20 protein-coding genes and 2 pseudogenes are annotated in these 19838 nt (G+C 64.6%); 14 read left to right on the forward strand and 8 right to left on the reverse strand.

The features are described 5' to 3' along the window. The first annotated feature begins 181 nt into the window (after positions 1-181). The 6 genes from AC2W7L_RS03685 to AC2W7L_RS03710 all read left to right on the forward strand — a co-directional run bounded on the left by AC2W7L_RS03685 (position 182) and on the right by AC2W7L_RS03710 (position 5794). Complete coding sequence (locus AC2W7L_RS03685; protein WP_486003318.1) at positions 182-802, forward strand: hypothetical protein; 621 nt, start codon at positions 182-184, stop codon at positions 800-802. After that, on the forward strand, positions 799-2583 hold the full coding sequence (locus AC2W7L_RS03690; RefSeq protein ID WP_486003319.1) for a hypothetical protein: 1785 nt from the start codon (positions 799-801) through the stop codon (positions 2581-2583). Before AC2W7L_RS03685 ends, AC2W7L_RS03690 begins: the two co-directional genes overlap by 4 nt. 44 nt (positions 2584-2627) lie before the next feature. Further along, positions 2628-2939 carry a hypothetical protein gene (locus tag AC2W7L_RS03695; RefSeq protein WP_486003320.1) on the forward strand — a complete coding sequence of 104 codons (312 nt, stop codon included), beginning with the start codon at positions 2628-2630 and terminating at the stop codon, positions 2937-2939. 74 nt (positions 2940-3013) lie between these two features. Continuing rightward, complete coding sequence (locus tag AC2W7L_RS03700; protein WP_486003321.1) at positions 3014-3400, forward strand: hypothetical protein; 387 nt, start codon at positions 3014-3016, stop codon at positions 3398-3400. A 117-nt stretch (positions 3401-3517) separates the two neighbouring features. After that, positions 3518-4054: a hypothetical protein gene (locus tag AC2W7L_RS03705; RefSeq protein ID WP_486003322.1), complete on the forward strand. Its 537-nt coding sequence runs from the start codon at positions 3518-3520 to the stop codon at positions 4052-4054. A gap of 339 nt (positions 4055-4393) precedes the next feature. Next, positions 4394-5794, forward strand: coding sequence for a hypothetical protein (locus tag AC2W7L_RS03710; protein ID WP_486003323.1), 1401 nt, complete (start codon positions 4394-4396; stop codon positions 5792-5794). A 98-nt stretch (positions 5795-5892) separates the two neighbouring features. Here the strand turns inward: AC2W7L_RS03710 and ychF are convergent, their stop codons facing one another. Then, positions 5893-6978, reverse strand: a complete 1086-nt coding sequence (gene ychF, locus AC2W7L_RS03715; RefSeq protein ID WP_486003324.1) for a redox-regulated ATPase YchF — start codon at positions 6976-6978, stop codon at positions 5893-5895. A gap of 122 nt (positions 6979-7100) precedes the next feature. Between ychF and AC2W7L_RS03720 the strand changes: the two genes are divergently transcribed. Both AC2W7L_RS03720 and AC2W7L_RS03725 read left to right on the forward strand, forming a co-directional pair. Next, entirely contained in the window at positions 7101-7334 is a 234-nt protein-coding gene (locus AC2W7L_RS03720) for a hypothetical protein (RefSeq protein WP_486003325.1), read from the forward strand. Next, positions 7286-8296 (forward strand): DNA recombination protein RmuC, encoded by a 1011-nt coding sequence (locus tag AC2W7L_RS03725; RefSeq protein WP_486003326.1) that lies wholly within the window; start codon positions 7286-7288, stop codon positions 8294-8296. Before AC2W7L_RS03720 ends, AC2W7L_RS03725 begins: the two co-directional genes overlap by 49 nt. 6 nt (positions 8297-8302) lie before the next feature. On the opposite strand, the gene AC2W7L_RS03730 is transcribed toward AC2W7L_RS03725, so the two are convergent. Next, a complete protein-coding gene (locus AC2W7L_RS03730) occupies positions 8303-9319 on the reverse strand; it encodes a 4-hydroxy-3-methylbut-2-enyl diphosphate reductase (protein WP_486003327.1) in 1017 nt (338 codons plus the stop codon). A 91-nt stretch (positions 9320-9410) separates the two neighbouring features. Here AC2W7L_RS03730 and xseA point away from each other — a divergent pair. Together xseA and AC2W7L_RS03740 are read left to right on the forward strand one after the other, a co-directional pair. After that, positions 9411-10717 (forward strand): annotated as a pseudogene (gene xseA, locus AC2W7L_RS03735) (exodeoxyribonuclease VII large subunit). Between the two features lie 52 nt (positions 10718-10769). Next, positions 10770-11009 (forward strand): exodeoxyribonuclease VII small subunit, encoded by a 240-nt coding sequence (locus AC2W7L_RS03740; RefSeq protein WP_101555286.1) that lies wholly within the window; start codon positions 10770-10772, stop codon positions 11007-11009. Positions 11010-11094: 85 nt separating this feature from the next. On the opposite strand, the gene AC2W7L_RS03745 is transcribed toward AC2W7L_RS03740, so the two are convergent. Next, positions 11095-11664, reverse strand: coding sequence for a DUF4245 domain-containing protein (locus tag AC2W7L_RS03745; RefSeq protein ID WP_486003328.1), 570 nt, complete (start codon positions 11662-11664; stop codon positions 11095-11097). A 198-nt stretch (positions 11665-11862) separates the two neighbouring features. On the opposite strand from AC2W7L_RS03745, the gene glpX reads away from it, so the two are divergent. From glpX to AC2W7L_RS03760, 3 genes are all read left to right on the forward strand, one after another. Then, complete coding sequence (glpX, locus tag AC2W7L_RS03750) at positions 11863-12987, forward strand: class II fructose-bisphosphatase (RefSeq protein WP_180956971.1); 1125 nt, start codon at positions 11863-11865, stop codon at positions 12985-12987. Positions 12988-13047: 60 nt separating this feature from the next. Beyond that, entirely contained in the window at positions 13048-13674 is a 627-nt protein-coding gene (locus tag AC2W7L_RS03755; RefSeq protein ID WP_486003329.1) for a carbonic anhydrase, read from the forward strand. 88 nt (positions 13675-13762) lie between these two features. Then, on the forward strand, positions 13763-15166 hold the full coding sequence (locus AC2W7L_RS03760; RefSeq protein ID WP_486003330.1) for a class II fumarate hydratase: 1404 nt from the start codon (positions 13763-13765) through the stop codon (positions 15164-15166). 82 nt (positions 15167-15248) lie between these two features. Here AC2W7L_RS03760 and phoH2 read toward each other — a convergent pair whose 3' ends face one another. Beyond that, positions 15249-16556 carry an RNA 5'-3' helicase PhoH2 gene (phoH2, locus tag AC2W7L_RS03765; RefSeq protein WP_486003331.1) on the reverse strand — a complete coding sequence of 436 codons (1308 nt, stop codon included), beginning with the start codon at positions 16554-16556 and terminating at the stop codon, positions 15249-15251. 222 nt (positions 16557-16778) lie between these two features. Beyond that, a complete protein-coding gene (locus tag AC2W7L_RS03770; RefSeq protein ID WP_486003332.1) occupies positions 16779-17540 on the reverse strand; it encodes an isoprenyl transferase in 762 nt (253 codons plus the stop codon). Between the two features lie 103 nt (positions 17541-17643). Between AC2W7L_RS03770 and trhA the strand changes: the two genes are divergently transcribed. Further along, positions 17644-18429 (forward strand): PAQR family membrane homeostasis protein TrhA, encoded by a 786-nt coding sequence (trhA, locus tag AC2W7L_RS03775; protein ID WP_486003333.1) that lies wholly within the window; start codon positions 17644-17646, stop codon positions 18427-18429. Here trhA and AC2W7L_RS03780 read toward each other — a convergent pair. From AC2W7L_RS03780 to AC2W7L_RS03790, 3 genes and pseudogenes are all read right to left on the reverse strand, one after another. Then, positions 18423-18794: a hypothetical protein gene (locus AC2W7L_RS03780; protein WP_486003334.1), complete on the reverse strand. Its 372-nt coding sequence runs from the start codon at positions 18792-18794 to the stop codon at positions 18423-18425. The two genes, trhA and AC2W7L_RS03780, sit on opposite strands and share 7 nt — an antisense overlap. Further along, positions 18791-19312, reverse strand: coding sequence for a hypothetical protein (locus tag AC2W7L_RS03785; protein ID WP_486003358.1), 522 nt, complete (start codon positions 19310-19312; stop codon positions 18791-18793). The genes AC2W7L_RS03780 and AC2W7L_RS03785 overlap by 4 nt, the downstream gene beginning before the upstream one ends. A gap of 73 nt (positions 19313-19385) precedes the next feature. Further along, positions 19386-19802, reverse strand: a pseudogene (locus tag AC2W7L_RS03790) (PIG-L family deacetylase); the annotation flags it as partial. Positions 19803-19838 lie beyond the last annotated feature (36 nt).

Raw genomic sequence — 19838 nt, forward strand, 5'->3', positions numbered from 1 at the left:
GCGCTTCGTCGGCACGCCCACGCTCCGAGGGCCGCGTAGCAGTGATAGGATCGCGCGAGATCCCTCTGTCCTGCGACGACCGACGCCGCAGGCGCTTGCCCCACGGCGGGCCCCACGACGACACGGGACGTCGGCATCGCCGAGCCCGAGAGAGTTCCGGATGACCTCGACGAACAGCGCCATGACAACTCTCCGTTCCGACCGGACGGGCACCCAGATCCGCGCCACCGCATCGGCTGAACTGGAGCCACAGCTCAGAGGCCTCATCAGCCAGTTCGAGGGCGTGGCGGAGGAATGGCGTCACGGCTTCAGCCTGCATATCGGGTGGGCACCGCTGTGGCTCCGCGAAGAGGACGACGGCTTCACCATCTTCACGCGCGATTTCCAGAACGACCCGCGGACCGCGGACTCCGACGACCTCACCCTGATGATCCAGATGACCGTGGGCCTGCTGACCACAGCCCGGACCGTCGGCATCAAACCCGAGGACGTCAGATGGGACGAACTGGTGTTCTGCATCGACGGCTGGGACACCTCCGAACTCGTCTCACTCGTCCGCTCGGATGATCGCGCAGAGAACAGCACCGGGTGGTTCGTCGATGCCTCTCCGCCGAGGTCGAAGAACGAGGCCACGGCTGACGAGATGGTCGCTATCCCGGTGTGGAAGATGCTGCAACTGCGTCCTGCCATCGCCCGAGCTCTCTCCCTGCGGTCGACGACGGTGACGCTCGCGAAAGGCGATCACATCGTCGCGATCTTCGACACCGCCACACGGCAGTCCCTGTTCCAGGGCAAGCTGTGAGACCGCGAGACTCCGTCGCCTTCTCTCAGGCGGCCGAGGAACTGATCGCCCAGCTCCACGACATCGTGCACGAGCAAGGCTGGGACGCCCCGGCATGGATCGCCTGGCTCCTCTCTGACGAGGGCGAGGACGCACCTCCCCACGCGGCCCTGGAAGAACTCGCGAACTCTGAGCTGTTCACCGTCACCACCACGCCGGTGGGCAGCGATCAGCAGGTGGCGCTGACGTTCTCGTACGCCGGTCGTTTGCACTATTGCGCGGTCGATCTGCAGCACACCCGGCGGGAAGCCGACGATGAACAGCCGCTGAGCGCGGCAACCGTCGCAATGCTCGCGGAACGCATGGTCGACCTGCCCTGGCCGGACGACGATGAACCGCCCAAGAGGGTCGAGTGGCGGCTCGACGGGTACGAAGGGCAGACCAACTGGGGCATCCTCCACCTGGTGGTGCTCGGCGACGACGCGGACCTGGCCACGCTGCGGCAGGAAACGCCGCCCGCCGTCTCTGCCCTGGACGCGCGCTGGGGATCGCATCACGAACTCCAGGTCTCCACGGTCCCTGCGTTCGACCGGACGGCGGACAGCCCCGACCCGCGATCGATCCTGGCGGCGCTCGCCACGGCCATGGAAGCGACCAAGATCCTGTGGTGGCGGCCGAATGACACACACCGAGTCCTGATGACGATCCGTGAGGAGCCGCAGGACCACCTCACCTCACTTCTCGTGACCATGCCGCAGATGCTCGACGGGCCCGAACACACCGCCCCGTCGATCTCGAGCGAGGACGTAGCGGGGATGGATCTGAAAGACATCGCCGCCCTCGCGATGCACTTCCCCTGGTCGGAAGAGGAGCGCGTGGCGTTCCGCTCCCCGCCGTACCCGCTGCCGACGGGCCTGGTCCCGGCCGTCGAAGCCCTCGAGGCTGCACTTCCGGCCGGCCACGAGCACGCGCGCGGCGGCAGGGTGATGTACCGCGCGGGCCTGCCGGCCGTGGTACTCAGGCTGCTGAGGGACGGCGTTCTCGACCGCTGGCACGACGCCGAGTTCCTGATCACCACGGCGGCGGAGTCCGACCTTCCGGCGAAGGACCGCGACCTCGTGGTTCGTGATCTCTTGGTCCACCTCGTAGAGGTGCACCTGGGGGCCGACGACGTGACCGCGGCCGAGCGGACGGCCGCACGCATCGGCGACGTGACTCCGAGATCCGGGCATCTCGGGTGGCGCAGTATCGCCGCGTACCACGCTGCGAACGGCGATGCCTTGTCGTTCCTGCGGCTCTGGAGTCGCTGCGACGCACGGCAGGACCGCGTCGAGATGCGGCGGTTGAAGGAACAGCTCATCCGCTCGTTGGCGGTGCGCGAGGGATGGCGAGCCGCGGTCGAGGTCTGCGACGACAAGCGCATCGGCGACGCGTTCCGCCGTCACGCGTTCGAGCCGCCCGCGTACGGCTACGACGACCTGCACGCCCTGTTCTCGGGCGAGGCCGCCGGCGTGCTCGACGAGGTCGGCGAGCTGCATGCCCTCGTCGCAGCCGTCGCCTCCGAGTCCCCGCGTCCACCGACCGAGGACCACCGCGGCGTCGAGGATCTCCTCACCCGGATCAGCGCTCTCGACCCGGATGTCAGCCGCGCGGCGATGCGGGAACGCGACCACCTGCTGTTCGACTTGCGTGGCGCGGTCGGGGATGAGGGCACCCTTGCCCGGCTCCGGGCAGAGCTTCGCACGCCGCGCCTGGTCCGCGAGGCGATGCGGCTCGTCGACGACGCTCCGGCGGAATCGTGATGGCGAGACCCCCAGCGCAGTGCCCGACCTGCGACACGGCCCTCGTGCGGTCGGACAGTACCCCGCCGCACGACATCGAGATCACGGCCACCACCGCAGCACTGCGCGAGCGTGTCGCCGGCGGCCGGATGCGGGAAGTCGCGGGCGACGTGCCGCTGGTCGACATGCTCGACCTGTTCGCCGCGGACATGAAGTACACGGTCGTCAGCTACCTGGAGTGCTCCGAGTGCGACCGCTTGCTCTACTGGGGCCTGTGTATCCGCGGCGCGCCCATCTTCGAGCACGTCGACGACGCGCGGCTCGCCGCGCACCGGTGGGACGAGGTGCCGGATCGCACCACCTGGGCCGGTGTGTGACGACCTCGTAGCCAGCAATAGTCGCAGGAGAGCCGACCAATTCACCACCATGCTCTGAGAGCCAGGAGATAGCTATGCCGCCGATTCAGCTCGATCCCGCCGTCGAGCGCTTCTTCCAGGTCGTTCCGACGATCACGGGCGAGTCCTGGACGCGGATCGCCAAGCGCAGCGTTGCTGAGTTCCCGACGCGCAGACCCGTGATGCGAGCAGCGATCAACGCACCGTCGGCGGCCGAGGCCAGCAAGATCCGTAAGCGCGTCGATGTCGACCTGAAACCAGTCCTCATTGCAATCGCGGACTCTGGACATGTCCGCCTGGATAAATCAATGGGCCTGATAGAGGTGACCGCCTTCGCCCTGCAGAAGCGCGACAGGCTCGGCATGGACCTCGTTCGCGAGTGGTTCGAGCCGTTCGACGACGTCGGGGTCCACCTCGATGACCTGCTGAAGAGCGACGCCTGATGGACTGCCCCACCTCGGGTCCCCACCACACCGCGCCCAGGCCTGATTGAATGACGTACGTCAACGTCGGGCTCGGCCCCGAGTCGCCTGAGAGAAGGCGGGGAGTCACACGTCAGCATGAGGGATCCGAGCACGATCGCTGACCGGAAGCCGACCGCCGACTTCATCGCCGCGGCCCAGGAGCAGGGCGTGGATGTCACGGTGCCGCACGAGAACGGCATGTCATGGATGATGGACACGCTCTCGAACCATGACCTCGACGCTCGCTACTCATCGATGGCGTGGCTGCTCGACCAAGGTGCACGACCCTGGACACCGGATTCCGAGGGGCGCACCGCGCTTCATGTCCTGTTCGGGCAGGTCGAGCGCCGGATCGACGACGACACGCGCATCTCACGCAGACTCATCGACCTCGGATCCGACGTCAACGCGGTCAGCTCGCAAGGCGGCCTCGTGTTCTGCGAGGTGCTGTGGATGAAGCACACCGACGAGGAACTCCAGCCGATCTACGACCTCTGGTTCGAGCAGCCCGGACCGCTGGACTTCACGACATCGGCGACCAACGGACGCGAACCTCTCGGAATGACACGCCCCCTCCCGCACCGCAAGAGCATTCTGGAGCGGATGGAACGGTACGTCGCGAAGCACTCCTGACGTCACTCCGCGAGTTCCGCGGTCATCGCGTCACAACCGGCGTCGGGCAACTACACATTGAATCTGAATTCAACCACGTCGCCACACCGAGAAACATCACGTCGCGGAGGGCCGTGACGGCGTGCAGCCTCCAGTCGTCACCCGCTGGCCACCGCAGGCCCAGCTGGGTCGATTCGTTGGCGCACGCACGCTCCGCGGGCCGCGTGGTGCTGATAGCATGGCGCAAGACCTTTCCGCCCTGCGACGGCTGACGCCACATGCACGCCTCTCACGGCCGGAACGCACCGCCGAGTTTGGCCTCACGACCCGCAGCAGGCACTCGAACATGGAGGACAGCACGTGAAGGCAGCGATCCGTGGGAAGATCCACACCTACTTGGCGGCGATAGGGTCCGAAGACGGCTCTGACGCGATGATCGCGGCGATGGAAGCCGTGGGAACGAAGTTCTCGATCAAGGAGTACACGTCGACCGGCGTGCACGAGAAGTACCTGATCTTCGCCAAGGGAGGCGTCGACTTCCTGCTCCTCGACGGCATCGTCGACACCGTGTTCTTCCACCTGCGCGACAGTGAGAAGTACGCCGCCTACGCGCACGTCGAGGCTCTCGTCGACGGGCTCGCGCCGGGAATGCCCCGGGCTGAGGTCATCGACCTGCTCGGCCCGGCGCGTCAGGACAGGGAGCACTTCCTCCTGTACCCGGCCGGCGATGCATTCGTGAACATCCAGCTCGACGACGAACGGATCTCGGCCATCGATGCACAGCGGTTCGACCTGCTGGCTCAGGCCGAGGCCGAGCAGGCGGAATCTGTGCTCGCCGCCGAGCCGAAGCCGATCACAGGCGAGATCCTTCACTATCTCGACGCGATCGGATCGTCGGACGGCTCCGAAGAGATGATCGCGGCGATGGAGGCCGTCGGCACCAAGTTCACGCTCAAGGAGTACACGTCGACTGGCGTGCACGAGAAGTACCTGATCTTCGCCACGGGCGGCGTTGACTTCCTGCTTCATGACGGCATCGTCGACACCGTGTTCTTCCACCTGCGCGACAGTGAGAAGTATGCGGCTTACGCGCATCCTGACGCGTTGGTGGAGGGCATCAGGTTCGGCATGAGCCGGGACGAGGTGATCGATCAGCTGGGCACGCCTCGACAGAACAAGAAGCGTTACCTTCTTTATCCGGCGGGCGATGCGTTCGTGAACATCCAGTTTCGGGATGAGTGTGTTCTGCGCATCAACGCACAGCGGCAGGACTTTGCAACGCAGGTCGAGGCCGAACAGGCAGAGTCCGTGCTCGCCGCCGAGCGGAAGCCGATCACGGGTGGGATCTCGCAGCTGATCGATGCCGCGGGCTCGGCATACGGAGACCCGGTCATGCTGGATCTGGTCGATCTGCTCGGACCTGGCCTCGACTCGCACGACATCGACGCTGCGGACGGCGGCGGCAAACTTCTCGTGTTCGACAGCGGCGGGGTGGACCTGCAGTACCGCGATGACGTTCTCCTCGCCATCCTGGTGCACGTGCGCGACGGCGAACGTCGCCCTTACCCGCGCCTCGATCAGCTCGTCGACGGACTGTCCTTCCCGACCACGCGCGAGGACGTACATGCCGCGCTGGGTACGCCGAACGACTCCCGCTCGGATCTCGACCTGTACAGCGCCAACGGCAGGCACGTGATGTTCAACTACGACGGTGACTCACTGGCGACCATCTCGATCCTCCACGTGCCCCACGACGCCTGACGCTGGCCTACTCGCCCGGTTCCTCAGAACACCTGCACGCGTTCCCCCGTCGATCCTGTGAGCGTCATCGACCCCTGATGCTTACGACGGGCCAATGATCACACATTGAAACGGAATTCCACGACATCTCCGTCGACCATGATGTAGTCCTTGCCTTCCATCCGGACCTTGCCAGCGGACTTCGCGGCAGCCATCGTACCGTTCGCATCGAGATCTTCGAACGACACGATCTCGGCCTTGATGAAGCCCTTCTGGAAGTCGGTATGGATGACTCCGGCCGCCTCGGGGGCGGTGGCGCCCTTCGGAATCGTCCACGCACGGGATTCCTTGGGACCGGCAGTCAGATACGTCTGCAGACCGAGGGTATCGAAGCCGACACGAGCGAGCTGATCGAGCCCGCTCTCCTCCTGACCGGTCGATTCGAGCATCTCCCGCGCCTCTTCTTCATCGAGCTCCGCGAGCTCGGACTCGAACTTCGCATCGAGGAAGATCGCCTCGACGGGAGCCACGAGGGCGCGCATCTCGTTCTTCTTGTCCTCATCGGCGAGCACCTCGTCGTCGACGTTAAACACGTAGAGGAAGGGCTTGACCGTCATCAGCTGCAGCTCACGCAGGGCACTGACGTCGAACTTGTCGGCCTGCATCGCCTGGTAGAGCGTCCGCCCGCCTTCGAGGATCTCAGTGGCGGCGTCGATCGCGGTCAGCTGCTCGGCCGGTGCACGCTTTCCCTTGACTTCCTTCTCGATCCGCGGCCGCGCCTTCTCCAGCGTCTGCAGGTCGGCGAGGATGAGTTCGGTGTTGATCGTGTCGATGTCATCGGCGGGGCTGATCTTGCCGTCGACGTGGACGACATCGTCGTCGACGAATCCACGGATCACCTGGCAGATGGCATCGGCCTCGCGGATATTGGCGAGGAATTGGTTGCCCAGGCCCTCGCCCTCGGAGGCACCGCGCACGATTCCCGCGATGTCGACAAAGTCCACGGTGGCGTTGAGGATGCGTTCGGAGGAGAAGATCTCCGCCAGTCGCGTCAGCCGCTCGTCCGGCAGAGGGACCACGCCCACGTTCGGTTCGATCGTCGCGAACGGGTAGTTCGCCGCGAGAACTTGGTTCTTGGTCAGTGCGTTAAACATGGTCGACTTGCCGACATTGGGCAGTCCCACGATTCCAATAGTCAAAGCCACGGTATCCAAGTCTAGCCGTCGCCGAGGTGGTCCTCGAATTCTCGTGGCAGTCAGTGCCTGGGCCACACCGGAAACCCGTCTCTAACATTCTCTACGTCAGTGCCCTCTGTCACCCTGGAACCATGAATGCTTTCCCCGCCGCCGCAGTCATCATCGCCTTCATCGTGGCGATCGTCCTCGCCGCCGCACTCGGCTTCCTCCTCGGGCGCAGCCTCACGCGGTCCCGTTACCTCGAAAGACTCACCCGCGCGAAACCACGTCCCGTATCCTGTCTCAGCGCACAGAAGACCTCGAGGCCGATGCGCAGATGGCCGGTGAGATCACTGCGGCCATCGGACCGTTGGCCGCGAGTGTGAAGAACCTGCAGGAGAACCTGCACACCCAGGACCGCACTCAGATCGAACAGATCACCCGACTGAACTCCCAGATCGGGCACCTCAGCCAACAGAACCTCCGCCTCCAGGAATCCACCGGGTCCCTGGCCAACGCACTGAACTCGACGACGCACCGCGGAGACTGGGGCGAGGTCCAGCTCAAACGCATCGTCGAATATGCCGGCCTCCTCCCCCACGTCGACTTCGACACGCAGGTCAGTGCCGACCGGGACGGTAAGCGCCACCGCCCCGATATGGTCGTCCATCTGCCCGGCGACGGCACGATCGTCATCGATGCGAAGACCCCGCTGTCGGCACGGATGAACGGGGACTCCGCCGAGGCGCCCGACTCGGGTACAGATGGCCAGGATCATGCCCGTGCGCTGCTGCGCCACGTCGATGCTCTGGCGTCGAAGGAGTATTGGAAGGCGTTCGACTCCTCCCCTGACTTCGTCGTCTGCTTCGTCCCCACCGACGGGCTGCTCTCGGCCGCTGCGGCGAGCTACCCGAAGATGATCGACCATGCGCTGGGCAAGAACGTCGTCCTCGCCTCACCGGCGACTCTGCTGGTGCTGCTAAAGACCGTGGCACTCAACTGGCGGCAGGCCGATATGTCCACCTCGGCGGCCGAAGTGCTGCGGCTGGGCACGGAACTCTACGAACGCGTCGGCACCCTTGTCACCCATGTGTCTCGGATGGGTGCCAGTCTGGATCGGTCGGTCGAGGACTACAACCGGTTCGTCTCGTCCTTGGAGTCCCGGTTCCTCGTCACCGCGAGGAAGTTCCCGTCGACCGGCATCGTCGCCGATGAGCTCGATGCCGTGGCCGAACTCGATACTCGCGCTCGGGGCGTCAGCGCCGAGGAGCTCAGTCGGCCGCGAGCCATGGACTTCGATGATCGCAGTCCGACTCATCTGCGTGATCGGCAGACGGGGACGGACTGAGGGTCGTCAGCCGAGTTTGCGCAGTTCCTTCGGCAGGGAGAAGATGAGGTCCTCTTCGGCGGTGACGACTTCTTCGACCGTGTCGAAACCGTAGTCAGCCAGCAAGTGCAACACGTCTTGGACGAGGTTCTCGGGAACGCTCGCCCCGGAGGTGACTCCGACGGTGACGACGTCGTGGAACCAGGTCTCGTCGATCTCACGAGCAAAATCGACACGGTGAGCTGCCTTCGCCCCATGTTCGAGGGCAACCTCGACGAGGCGGACGGAGTTCGAGGAGTTCGCCGACCCGACGACGATGACCAGATCCGCTTCGGGCCCGATCTTCTTCACTGCAACCTGCCGGTTCTGTGTCGCGTAGCAGATGTCATCGCTGGGTGGGTTCTGCAGATGCGGAAAGCGCTCACGCAGGATCTCGACGGTCTCCATCGTCTCGTCCACGCTCAATGTCGTCTGGGAGATCCACACCAGCTTCTCGGCGTCAGGCACCTCGATGGTGCGCGCCTCCTCGGGGCTCTGTACCAGAGTGATGTGGTCCGGGGCCTCTCCCATGGTCCCTTCGACCTCTTCGTGTCCGGCATGGCCGACGAGGAGAATGCGGAAGCCGTCCCGGGCGAACCGGATGGCCTCCTTGTGGACTTTGGTCACCAACGGGCAGGTCGCATCGATCGTCGACAGCGAACGTTCAGCCGCCTCGGCATGGACGGCCGGTGAGACTCCATGGGCGGAGAACACGACTCGAGCGCCTTCCGGGACCTCAGCGGTGTCATCGACGAAGACGGCTCCTCGTTCGGACAGGGTCTCGACGACGTGGCGATTGTGCACGATCTCCTTGCGGACGTAGATCGGTGCACCATAATGCTCGAGCGCGCGTTCGACGGCGATGACGGCCCGGTCGACACCGGCACAGTAGCCGCGCGGCGCGGCCAGCAGCACTCTCTTGTCAGCATTGACCGGAGTACGGATCTCGCCTGGTGTCAGACGCCGGCGCGGAATGGTCGGGGCAGGTACTGAAACGACAGTCACCCGTTCAGTCTAAGCCGGAGGCCTCGACGGCGGCCAGGAATGGGCTGTGTCAGAGCTGTTCGTTAGGCTGGGGATTCGGAAGGGGACTTAGATGGCGCAAAGAATTTCCGGCACGCCCGGCACGCTCGGCGAATCCGTCGAGCCGAAGGAGCTCGCCGCCACCGCAGCAGAGACCACGGCGGAGAATCCGTGGCCGCTGAGTCTGCTGTCGTCGAAGATGAAGTCCTATATCGATCGCATGTCGAGCGTGTGGATCGAAGGGCAGGTCGTCGAGCTCAATCATCGCGGCAAGGCCAGCTACCTGACTCTGCGTGACACCGACGTCGAGATGTCCCTGCCGGTCAGATCTGGAAGAACGTACTCGACCGCACCGGGGCGCCTCTGACCGAGGGCAGCCATGTCGTCGCCAACCTCAAAGCCGACTTCTGGACGAAGACCGGTCGACTGACGATGCGAGCCAACGACATCCGTGCCGTCGGACTCGGCGAACTCCTCGCCCGCCTCGAACGACTGAAGAAGCAGTTGGGTGCCGAAGGGCTCTTCGACCCCAGTCGGAAGCTGCGCCTGCCGTTCCTGCCGAACCGGATCGGTCTGATCACCGGACGGGATTCTGATGCGCAGAAAGACGTCATCCGCAACGTGCACCTGCGCTGGCCTGCCGCCGAATTCGAAGTCCGCAACTGTGCGGTTCAGGGCCCGGACGCCGTCCCCGGCGTGATGAAGAACCTCGCTGAACTCGACGCGGACCCGCAGATCGATGTCATCGTCATCGCCCGCGGCGGCGGCAGCATGGAAGACCTCCTGCCGTTCTCCAACGAAGCGCTCGTCCGCGCTGTGTCTGCAGCCCAGACACCGGTGGTCTCGGCGATCGGACACGAAGCCGACCGGCCGATCCTCGATGAGGTCGCAGACATGCGGGCATCGACGCCCACGGATGCGGCAAAGAGGATCGTGCCGGATGTCGCCGAAGAAGGCATGAATCTGCTGCGCGCCCGAACCGAGCTCGAGGCCGCTGTCAATCGCATTCTCGACCGCGAACAGGAGATGCTCACCGCCGTGCGTTCGCGCCCGGTGCTCGCCGAACCGCAGACGATGATCACCGCTCACGAGAACGAACTGGCGATGATCCGCCGTCGCAGCCTGCAGGCGACGAACGCATCGGTCGTCCAGGCCCAGAACGAGATCCAGCACCTCCGTTCCCAGGCCCAGTCCCTCTCTCCCCTGCGGACGCTGGAGCGCGGATACGCCGTGGTTCAGACCGACGAGGGACAGGCCGTCCGCAATGCCGACGAGGTCACGACCGGCGACACCGTCCACGTCCGGGTCGCCCATGGTCGATTCGATGCCGCGATCACCGACGTCTCACCGGAAACGGACGATTCGACGACCGACGGATGACGACAGCTCCACACTCCGCCCACATTCCACTCACTCTGCGAAGGAGACACCGATGACCGAACCGACCACCCAACAGGATCAGCCCGATATCAGCACCCTCAGCTACGAGCAGGCACGCGAAGAACTCGTCATGACAGTCAAACGTCTGGAGACCGGCAATCTGCCGCTCGAAGAGTCGCTGCAGCTGTGGGAACGAGGCGAGGCTCTGGCCGACCGGTGCCAATCATGGCTCAATGGGGCGCGCGAACGCCTCGACAAGGCTCGTGAGGAGACTTCGGACGACGCCGAATAGGTCTCGGCTGCTCAGAGGTCAGGCTCAAGCCCAGCCGATGGGCTGAGAGCGCCGTGCCGGCTCACCTCCGGTCAGGCGCCTGACATCACTTCAGTTGGGCGGCCACCTGATCGGCGAAGCTGTTGATGGTGTCCGGTGCAGCGGTGGCACTCATGACGACATACATGTCGCCCTTGTGCGTGACCCAGTATTCCTTCTCCTCTTCGGTGCGGTAGATCTGGAAGTCGGCACCGCCGACAGTCACCTTCTCGGCGGCGACGGCCTCATCGGTCTTCCGCTTCGCCCAGTTCTCACTCGCTTCGGCCTGTTCGATGCTCACCCACTGGTCCTCGGGACCGATGAACGACATGTACCACGAGGTGTATTCCGAGTCGCCCACACGATCGAGGCTGGCCTCATTCGAGGTCCACCCACGCGGGATCTGCGGAACGATCAGGTCGAAGTCGGCATTGCCCTGCGACTGTTCGGCGATTCCCTGATAGTCGACGACACGTTCGGAGTCGACTTCGGGCTGAGGGGCGAGGAACAGGATCCCGACGGCGACGGCCAGACAGGCGAGGATCGCGATGATCATATTGACCCAGTTCGAGTTCTTGCGCAGGGAGCGCATCTCTTCTCGGGACCCCGGCAACATCACTCCGGACTCGTCAGCCATGGACTCTCCCTTGGGACTCTGCGTCGACTCGTCGACGACTGTTCGAGTACCCGTCTCGTCAGCAGCATTTCGGACATTCACACCGCCATTGTCCTCGGCTCGCGCGCGAAGGGCCAATTCCAGCTCAATCGCGTGACTGCGGCCACAAGCGGACACCGCTGTCGCGACCCGGATCACAGGGGTGGCACAATTGGAACCATGAGTGACTCCAAAGAGCCTGTTGACGTGAAATCTCACCAAGACCGAGGACGAGTTGATGAGGAGGCTCCACCTGTCGCAGTGACCGACTCATGGTCACAGAAGGCTCAGGTCGAGTCGGACGCACCCGACCGCAACTTGGCCCTGGAACTCGTCCGAGTCACCGAGGCTGCCGCCATCGCCGCCGCACCCTGGGTCGGCCGCGGAGACAAGAACGCCGCCGACGGAGCAGCCGTGGCCGCGATGCGCAACGTCATCTCCACCGTCCGCATGGCCGGAACCGTCGTCATCGGCGAAGGCGAGAAGGACGAAGCTCCGATGCTCTTCAACGGCGAGCAGGTCGGCGACGGCGGCGGACCGCACTGCGATGTCGCCGTCGATCCGATCGACGGCACCCGCCTGACCGCGTTGGGCATGCCCAACGCGATCTCGGTCATGGCCGTGACCGAAGACGGTGCGATGTATGACCCTTCAGCCGTGTTCTACATGGAGAAGCTCGTCACCGGCCCCGATGCCGCCGACGCCGTCGATCTGCGTCTGCCGATCGCCGAGAACATCCGTCGCGTCGCCAAGGCGAAGGGAACGAAGGATCCCGCCTCGGTGACGGTGATGATCCTCGACCGTCCCCGCCACCAGCAGATGATCGATGAGATCCGCGCCGCCGGTGCCCGCATCCAGCTCATCACCGATGGCGACGTCGCCGGAGCCATCGCCGCCTGCCGTCCCGGAACCGGCGTCGACATGCTCATGGGCATCGGCGGCACCCCGGAAGGCATCATCACCGCTTGCGCCATCAAGGCGCTCGGCGGAGTCATCCAGGGCCGTCTGTGGCCGCAGGACGACACCGAACGCGAAGCCGCCGCCAAGGCCGGCCTCGACGTCAACCAGGTGCTCAACACCGATGACCTCGTCACCGGAGACAACAGCTACTTCGTCGCCACCGGCATCACCAACGGCGATCTGCTCGACGGAGTGAAGTTCCAGGGCGGCCACGTCACCACACACTCGCTGGTCATGCGGTCGAAGTCGGGGACCGTGCGCCAGGTCTTCGCCGAGCACCAGGCGGCGAAGACGCATTCCTACGTGGAGGCCGCTGAAGAAGCCGCCCGCCGCGGACTGGTCTGACCTCCCATCGCACCCGGTCCCGGGCGCGATCCACACAACTCGGAAGCAGGTGCGAAAGCAATGCCCAATCAGGCGTGGAACCGACTCCTCGAGGGAAATCAGCGTTTCGTCGACGATGTCCCTCGACACCCCAACCAGGACACCGCACGACGCGAGTCGCTGTCGGACAGCCAGACCCCGTTCGTCACTCTCTTCGGCTGCTCGGACTCCCGAGTCGCCGCTGAGATGATCTTCGACGTCGGACTCGGCGATATGTTCGTCGTCCGCAATGCCGGACAGGTCGTCGACCCGGTCACCTTGGGATCGCTCGAATACGGGGTCGAGATGCTCGGCACTCCCCTGCTCGTCGTGCTCGGACACGACAGCTGCGGAGCCGTGACCGCTGCCTACAACGCCTACGACTCGGGTGAGACTCCTCCCGGATTCATCTCCGACGTAGTCGCCCGCATCCTGCCGACCGTGGCACGGGCCCGGAAGAACGGGCGCACCACGGTCAACGAGACCGTCGGCCAGAACACCATGGACACGGTCGACAAGATCATGCAGCTGTCCACGATCATCAGGACCGCTGTCGACGATGGCCGACTCATCATCGTCGGACTCACCTACCAGCTCCATGACGGGCACACCACGGTCGTCGCCCAGTACGGAGGCGACGAGGCCGCGATCTCCACCTATGCTTCCTGAGCGACCGGCCGCCTCGATGGTCAGCCGCTCGGATCAATGAGCCTGAGCTCGCCAATCATTTCCCAGGCACCCAACGGAAAGGACAACAATGACCGAAGAATTTCGCATCGAACACGACACCATGGGTGAGGTCAAAGTCCCCAAGGACGCCCTCTACAGCGCACAGACCCAGCGTGCCGTCGAGAACTTCCCAATCTCGGGCAAGACCCTCGAATCCGCGCACATCGCCGCACTGGCACAGGTGAAGAAGGCCGCCGCGAAGGCCAATGCCGAACTCGGCGTGCTCGACGAGGCACGCGCCACAGCCATCCAGAACGCCGCCGATCAGGTCATCTCCGGCGAGTTCGACGCCCACTTCCCCATCGACGTGTTCCAGACCGGTTCGGGAACCTCGTCGAACATGAACACCAACGAGGTCCTGGCCTCGCTGGCGACCAAGGCTCTCGAAGCCGACGGAATCAACGTTCACCCGAACGACCACGTCAACGCCTCGCAGTCGTCGAACGACGTCTTCCCCACCTCGGTCCACCTGGCCGTGACCAAGGCCCTGGTCAACACCCTCATCCCGGCCTTGGACACCCTGGCGACCTCCCTGGAGAAGAAGGCGGAGGAGTTCTCCTCCATCGTCAAGTCCGGCCGCACCCACCTCATGGATGCCACCCCGGTGACGCTGGGACAGGAGTTCGGCGGCTACGCCGCACAGGTCCGTTACGGAATCGAGCGCATCGAGGCGTCCCTGCCCCGCGTGGCAGAGGTCCCGCAGGGCGGAACCGCTGTGGGCACCGGCATCAACACCCCCGACGGCTTCTCCTCCCGTGTGGTCGAGATCCTCGCCGAGGAGACCGGACTGCCGATCACCGAAGCCCGCAACCACTTCGAAGCGCAGGCCAACCGCGACGGACTCATCGAAGCCTCCGGTCAGCTGCGGACGATCGCCTACGGCTACATGAAGATCTGCAACGACCTGCGCTGGATGGGTTCGGGACCGAACACCGGTCTCGGCGAGATCGCCATCCCCGATCTCCAGCCCGGTTCGTCGATCATGCCGGGCAAGGTCAACCCGGTCATCTGCGAGGCCACCATTCAGGTCGCCGCTCAGGTCATCGGCAACGACGCCGCAGTCTCGCTCTCGTCGACCAACGGCGCCTTCGAGCTCAACGTCGGAATCCCGGTCATGGCTTCGAACCTGCTCGAGTCGATCCGCCTGCTCGCGAACGCCTCGACCGTCATGGCCGAGAAGATGATCGACGGGCTCACCGCCAATGAGGAGCGTGCCCGCTTCCTCGCCGAGGCGAGCCCCTCCATCGTCACTCCGCTGAACAAGGTCATCGGCTACGAAGCCGCGGCGAAGATCGCCAAGCACGCCGTGAACAACAAGATGACGGTCAAGGAAGCGACGATCGCTCTCGGCTTCGTCGAGAACGGCTCCATCACCGAGGCCGACCTCGACAAGGCCCTCGATGTCACCACGATGATCGGCAACTACAAGTAAGCCGCCGATCTGACTGATCAGAACACGGCGCCCGGACGATTTCGTCCGGGCGCCGTTTCGTGCTGTCGATCCACTCAGGAAGTCAGGAACGGAACGGGTCGAATTCCTCGAGCACGTCGGTGACCAGAGCCGCGATCTCCGACCTCTCCGACCGCGTCAGGGTGACGTGTGCGAAGAGTTCGTGGCCCTTGAGCTTCTCGATCACCGCGGCGACTCCGTCGTGTCTGCCCACTCGCAGGTTGTCCCGCTGGGCGACGTCATGGGTGAGCACCACCTTCGAGTTCATTCCGATCCGTGAGAGCACCGTGAGCAGAACATTGCGCTCCAGAGACTGTGCCTCGTCGACGATGACGAACGCATCGTGGAGGGAGCGTCCTCGAATGTGGGTCAGCGGGAGCACCTCGAGGATCTCTCTGTTGACCACCTCGTCGATGACGTTCTTGCTCACCAGGGCGCTCAGCGTGTCGAATACGGCCTCCGCCCAGGGGTTCATCTTCTCGCCCTCGCTGCCGGGCAGGTAACCGAGGTTCTGCCCACCGACGGCGTAGAGAGGACGGAAGACCATGATCTTCGAGTGCTTGTTCTCCTCGAGCACCTTCTGCAGTCCGGCCATGAGGGCCAGCGCGGACTTCCCCGTTCCGGCTCGCCCTCCCATCGACACGATTCCCAGAGCATCGTCGAGCAGCATGTCGATGGCGATCCGCTGTTCTGCCGATCGGCCGTGGACTCCGAAGATGTCGCGGTCCCCGCGCACCATCGACACTCGATTGCCGCTGCGCACCCGGCCCAGCCCGGATCCGCGTGGCGAGGTGATGACGACCCCGGTGTTGACCACCTCGTCGGAGACATCCTCGGTGACGACCGACCCCGAATCGTAGAACTCACTCATCTGCTCGTCGTCGAGCCCGAGTTCGCCCATCCCGGTGAACCCGGAATCGACGGCCAACTCCGCCAGATACTCCTCAGCGTGCAGACCCAAGGCAGATGCCTTCACCCGCATCGGCACGTCTTTGGTCACGACCACCACATCACAGCCTTCGGCCGAGAGGTTGCGGGCCACGGCCAGGATTCGGGTGTCGTTCTCCGTCCGGTCGAAGCCGATCGGCATCGTGGAGGCGTCGATGTGATTGAGCTCGACCCGCAGCGTACCGCCCGCATCACCGACCGGGATGGGCTGATCCAAGCGGTCGTAGTCCGAGCGGAAATCGTCGAGGATGTGGAGGGCTTTGCGAGCCGTGAAGCCGAGTTCGGGATGATTGCGTTTGCCCTCGAGCTCGGAGACGACGATGAGCGGAATGACGACATGGTGTTCGGCGAAGCGCAGAAGCGCTCCGGGATCCGACAGCAGCACCGAAGTGTCGAGAACGTAGGTGTGGACATTTTCAGCCATGAGGACCTCTGAGGCGTGAGTTCCGCCGAGATCCGGTTCTGACATCCCCCGATCTCGGGTTGGTGTCGACCAACTACAGCCAACCTAACCCGGTTCACCCCCGCCTGCGGTAGCGGCACGCGTGCTCGGGCAAGTCGAGGTCATGAACTTCGAGTGAATGCGGGAATCCAGTGCATGCGGGAATCCGGACAGCAGGAGAGCCGTGCCCGCCGCAGGCAGGGCCTATTTGCCGAAGCGCCGCTGCCGCAGACCGTAGTCGCGCACGGCGCGGAGGAAGTCCGTGCGACGGAAATCCGGCCAGTAGGCTTCGCAGAAGTAGAACTCCGAATAGGCGCTCTGCCACATGAGGAAGCCGGAGAGTCGCTGTTCTCCCGATGAGCGGATGATGAGGTCGGGATCGGGCTGGCCCTTGGTGTAGAGGTGTTCGCCGATCTGCTCCGGCGACAGCTCCGAGATGATCGTCTCCAGATCCGTGCCGTCGTCGGCCCGAGTCCGCAGCAGGGACTTCACAGCGTTGACGATCTCCTGCCGCCCTCCGTAGCCGACGGCAACGTTGACGCGCATTCCGCAGTCCTCGGTCGTCGACACTGCCTCCAGACGGGCCCGCAGGTCCGGTGGAACGATATCGAGATCACCGACGAGCTGGACGCCGACGCCGTCGAGCGCCGCGATCTTCTCCACCAGATCCGAAATGATCTCGATGAGGATCGAGACCTCTTCGGCCGAGCGAGCGAGGTTCTCCTTGGACAGGACGTAGAGGGTGACGATCTCCACGTCGATCTCGTGGCACCATCCGAGGAATTCGACGATCTTGGCTGCCCCGGCCCGGTGGCCGTCGGCGGTCGTCGCACCGAATTCCTTCGCCCACCGGCGGTTGCCGTCGGTGATGACGCCGACGTGCCGCGGAACCGGAACCGACTTGTCGAGCTCTCGTTTGAGGCGTCGCTCGTACAGCCGGTAGAGCAGGTTCACGGGTCGCGCCACAGCTGTCCTCTTCCATATGGATCATCGGTCGGTTCGAACACTGTACAGACTACTAGCCGACGATGCTGAATGAGGCCTCAGGCCGGCTCGCTACCATGGAGTCATGAATGCTTCGCTCATCGATTCCTCTCCAGTCGTTCCCGACGGCTCCGGGCCGGTCGGTTCCGCAGGTGCGGACGATGCTCCGCCCGCCGATGACCATCGCATCGCTCGTCGACGCTCGGCTCTGCGGGCCGAGCTGACGAAGCTGGCAGGTCAGGTCAAGCCGAAGCTGCGCGGATGGTTCCACGCCGGCGCATTCCCCCTGGCGATGCTCGGCGGCCTTGCGCTGGTGATCATCTCCCCGACGATCGAATCGCGCATCGCCGCTGCGATCTTCGCCATCACCGGAATGCTGCTCTTCGGCACCTCCGCCGTCTACCACCGTGGTCGCTGGCGCACTCGCGTCCGCCTGATCCTGCGACGGCTCGACCACGCGAACATCTTCCTCATCACCGCCGGCACCTACACACCGCTGGCCGTACTGATGCTCCGCACCGACCAGGCGATCCTCCTCCTGTCCGTGCTGTGGGGCGCCGCCGCACTCGGCGTCGCCTTCCGCACGATCTTCACCACCGCGCCGAGGTGGCTCTTCGTCCCCATCTACATCGGCTTCGGGGTCGCCGGAGTCGGATACATCCCCCAGATCTGGGGAATGAACTTCACCGTCGGCCTCCTCGTCGTCCTCGGCGGCGTGTGCTACATCGTCGGCGCCGTGATCTATGGGATCAAACGACCGAACCCGTCACCGAAGTGGCTCGGCTTCCACGAGATCTTCCATATCCTCACGATCCTCGGCTACGGCTGCCATCTCGCCGCGCTCATCGTCGCCGCCGTCGCGGCCTACTGACTCCGGTCATCGGTGGACTCGGAGGAATCCGTCGAGTCCTCGGTCGAGCCGCCTCGGCGATGTGCTTCGGTTCCACCGCTCGCATCGTCGGATCCGCTGTCAGCGGACTCCGGTTCGGGTGCTTCCGGACCAGAGAGCTTCGACTGATTGGGCACCACATGCCTGCGCAGCGGGATCGGATAGGCGTCGTCGGTGCCCGAGCGGGCCCTGACCCGACGGACACGGCGCAGGGCATCGCGGATGAGGAAGATCGTCAGGATGACGATTGCGAGGGTCGCCAGGAAGCCGATGGTTCCGGGTGTCACCAGATCCGGGTCCGGTGTGCCTCCGTCCGGAGTCGGGGCTGGGGAGGACGCGAAGATCATGCGCGGGTGTCGCTTTCGGTCGGGACGGCGGAATCAATATCGAGGTCGTCTGCCGGGGGTGAGTTCGGAAGCATCCCCTCATCGGGAACACGACGACCGTCATCGAAGGTCACGGCAGCGAACAGGTCGGTCTCCTGGAAGTCGAGTTCCCGGTTCAGCGGCTCACGGCCGGTGAGGTCGAGTGCCAGTTCGAACTCCTCGGTCGGCCAGTATGTGCGAGCTGCCTTGCGAGACGCGGAGAAGAACCCGCCTTCCGGGTCGATCTGCGTGGCGTGGGAGAGCAGCGCACGATCGCGGGCGGGGAAGAACTCGCTGCAGGCGATCCGGGTGCTCAGCCAGTTGTGGCGCTGGTTGTCTCGCTTCTTGAAGTCCTCGAGATGGTCGGCGAACGGGGACTCGAGTCCCGCCTCGAGCATCTTCTCGTGGATGGTGATCCACTTCTTTGCCGACAGGTCCTGGTTGAAGTAGATCTTCTGCACCTGCCACGGTTCCCCGAGCTCGGGGGTGGGAGGTCGCATCAGCGGCGGCCTCGACGGCGGCCATGGTCACCGCGTGGTTCTTGATGTGGTCGGGGTGAGGATATCCGCCGAGCTCGTCATAGGTGGTCACCACCTGCGGGCGGAAGGTGCGGATGATGTGCACGAGAGGAAGCATAGCCACCTCGTCGGGGACACGATAGAAGCATCCGGGAGGAGTCTGGTTGTCGAAATCGCCGTCGGGCAGACCCGAATCGACGTGGCCGACCCAGACGTGTTCGGCACCGAGAGCCGCGGCAGCAGTGGCCATCTCCTCACGACGGAGGCCGGCGATGTCACGGCTGGCCTTGGGGCTCTGCAGCAGGGCCGGGTTGAGGATATCTCCGGCCTCACCACCGGTCATGGTGGCGATGAGCACCCGGGCACCCAGGGAAGCGTACTTCGCGCTCGTTGCCGCACCCTTCGAGGATTCGTCATCGGGGTGGGCATGGACGGCCAACAGGCGCAGCCCATGGTACGGAAGCGAAGTCATATCCTAAATGTCCCTTTCGATTCAGCCTGGTGGCCA

It is taken from the genome of Brevibacterium sp. LAARM3_SD1, from assembly GCF_057364765.1.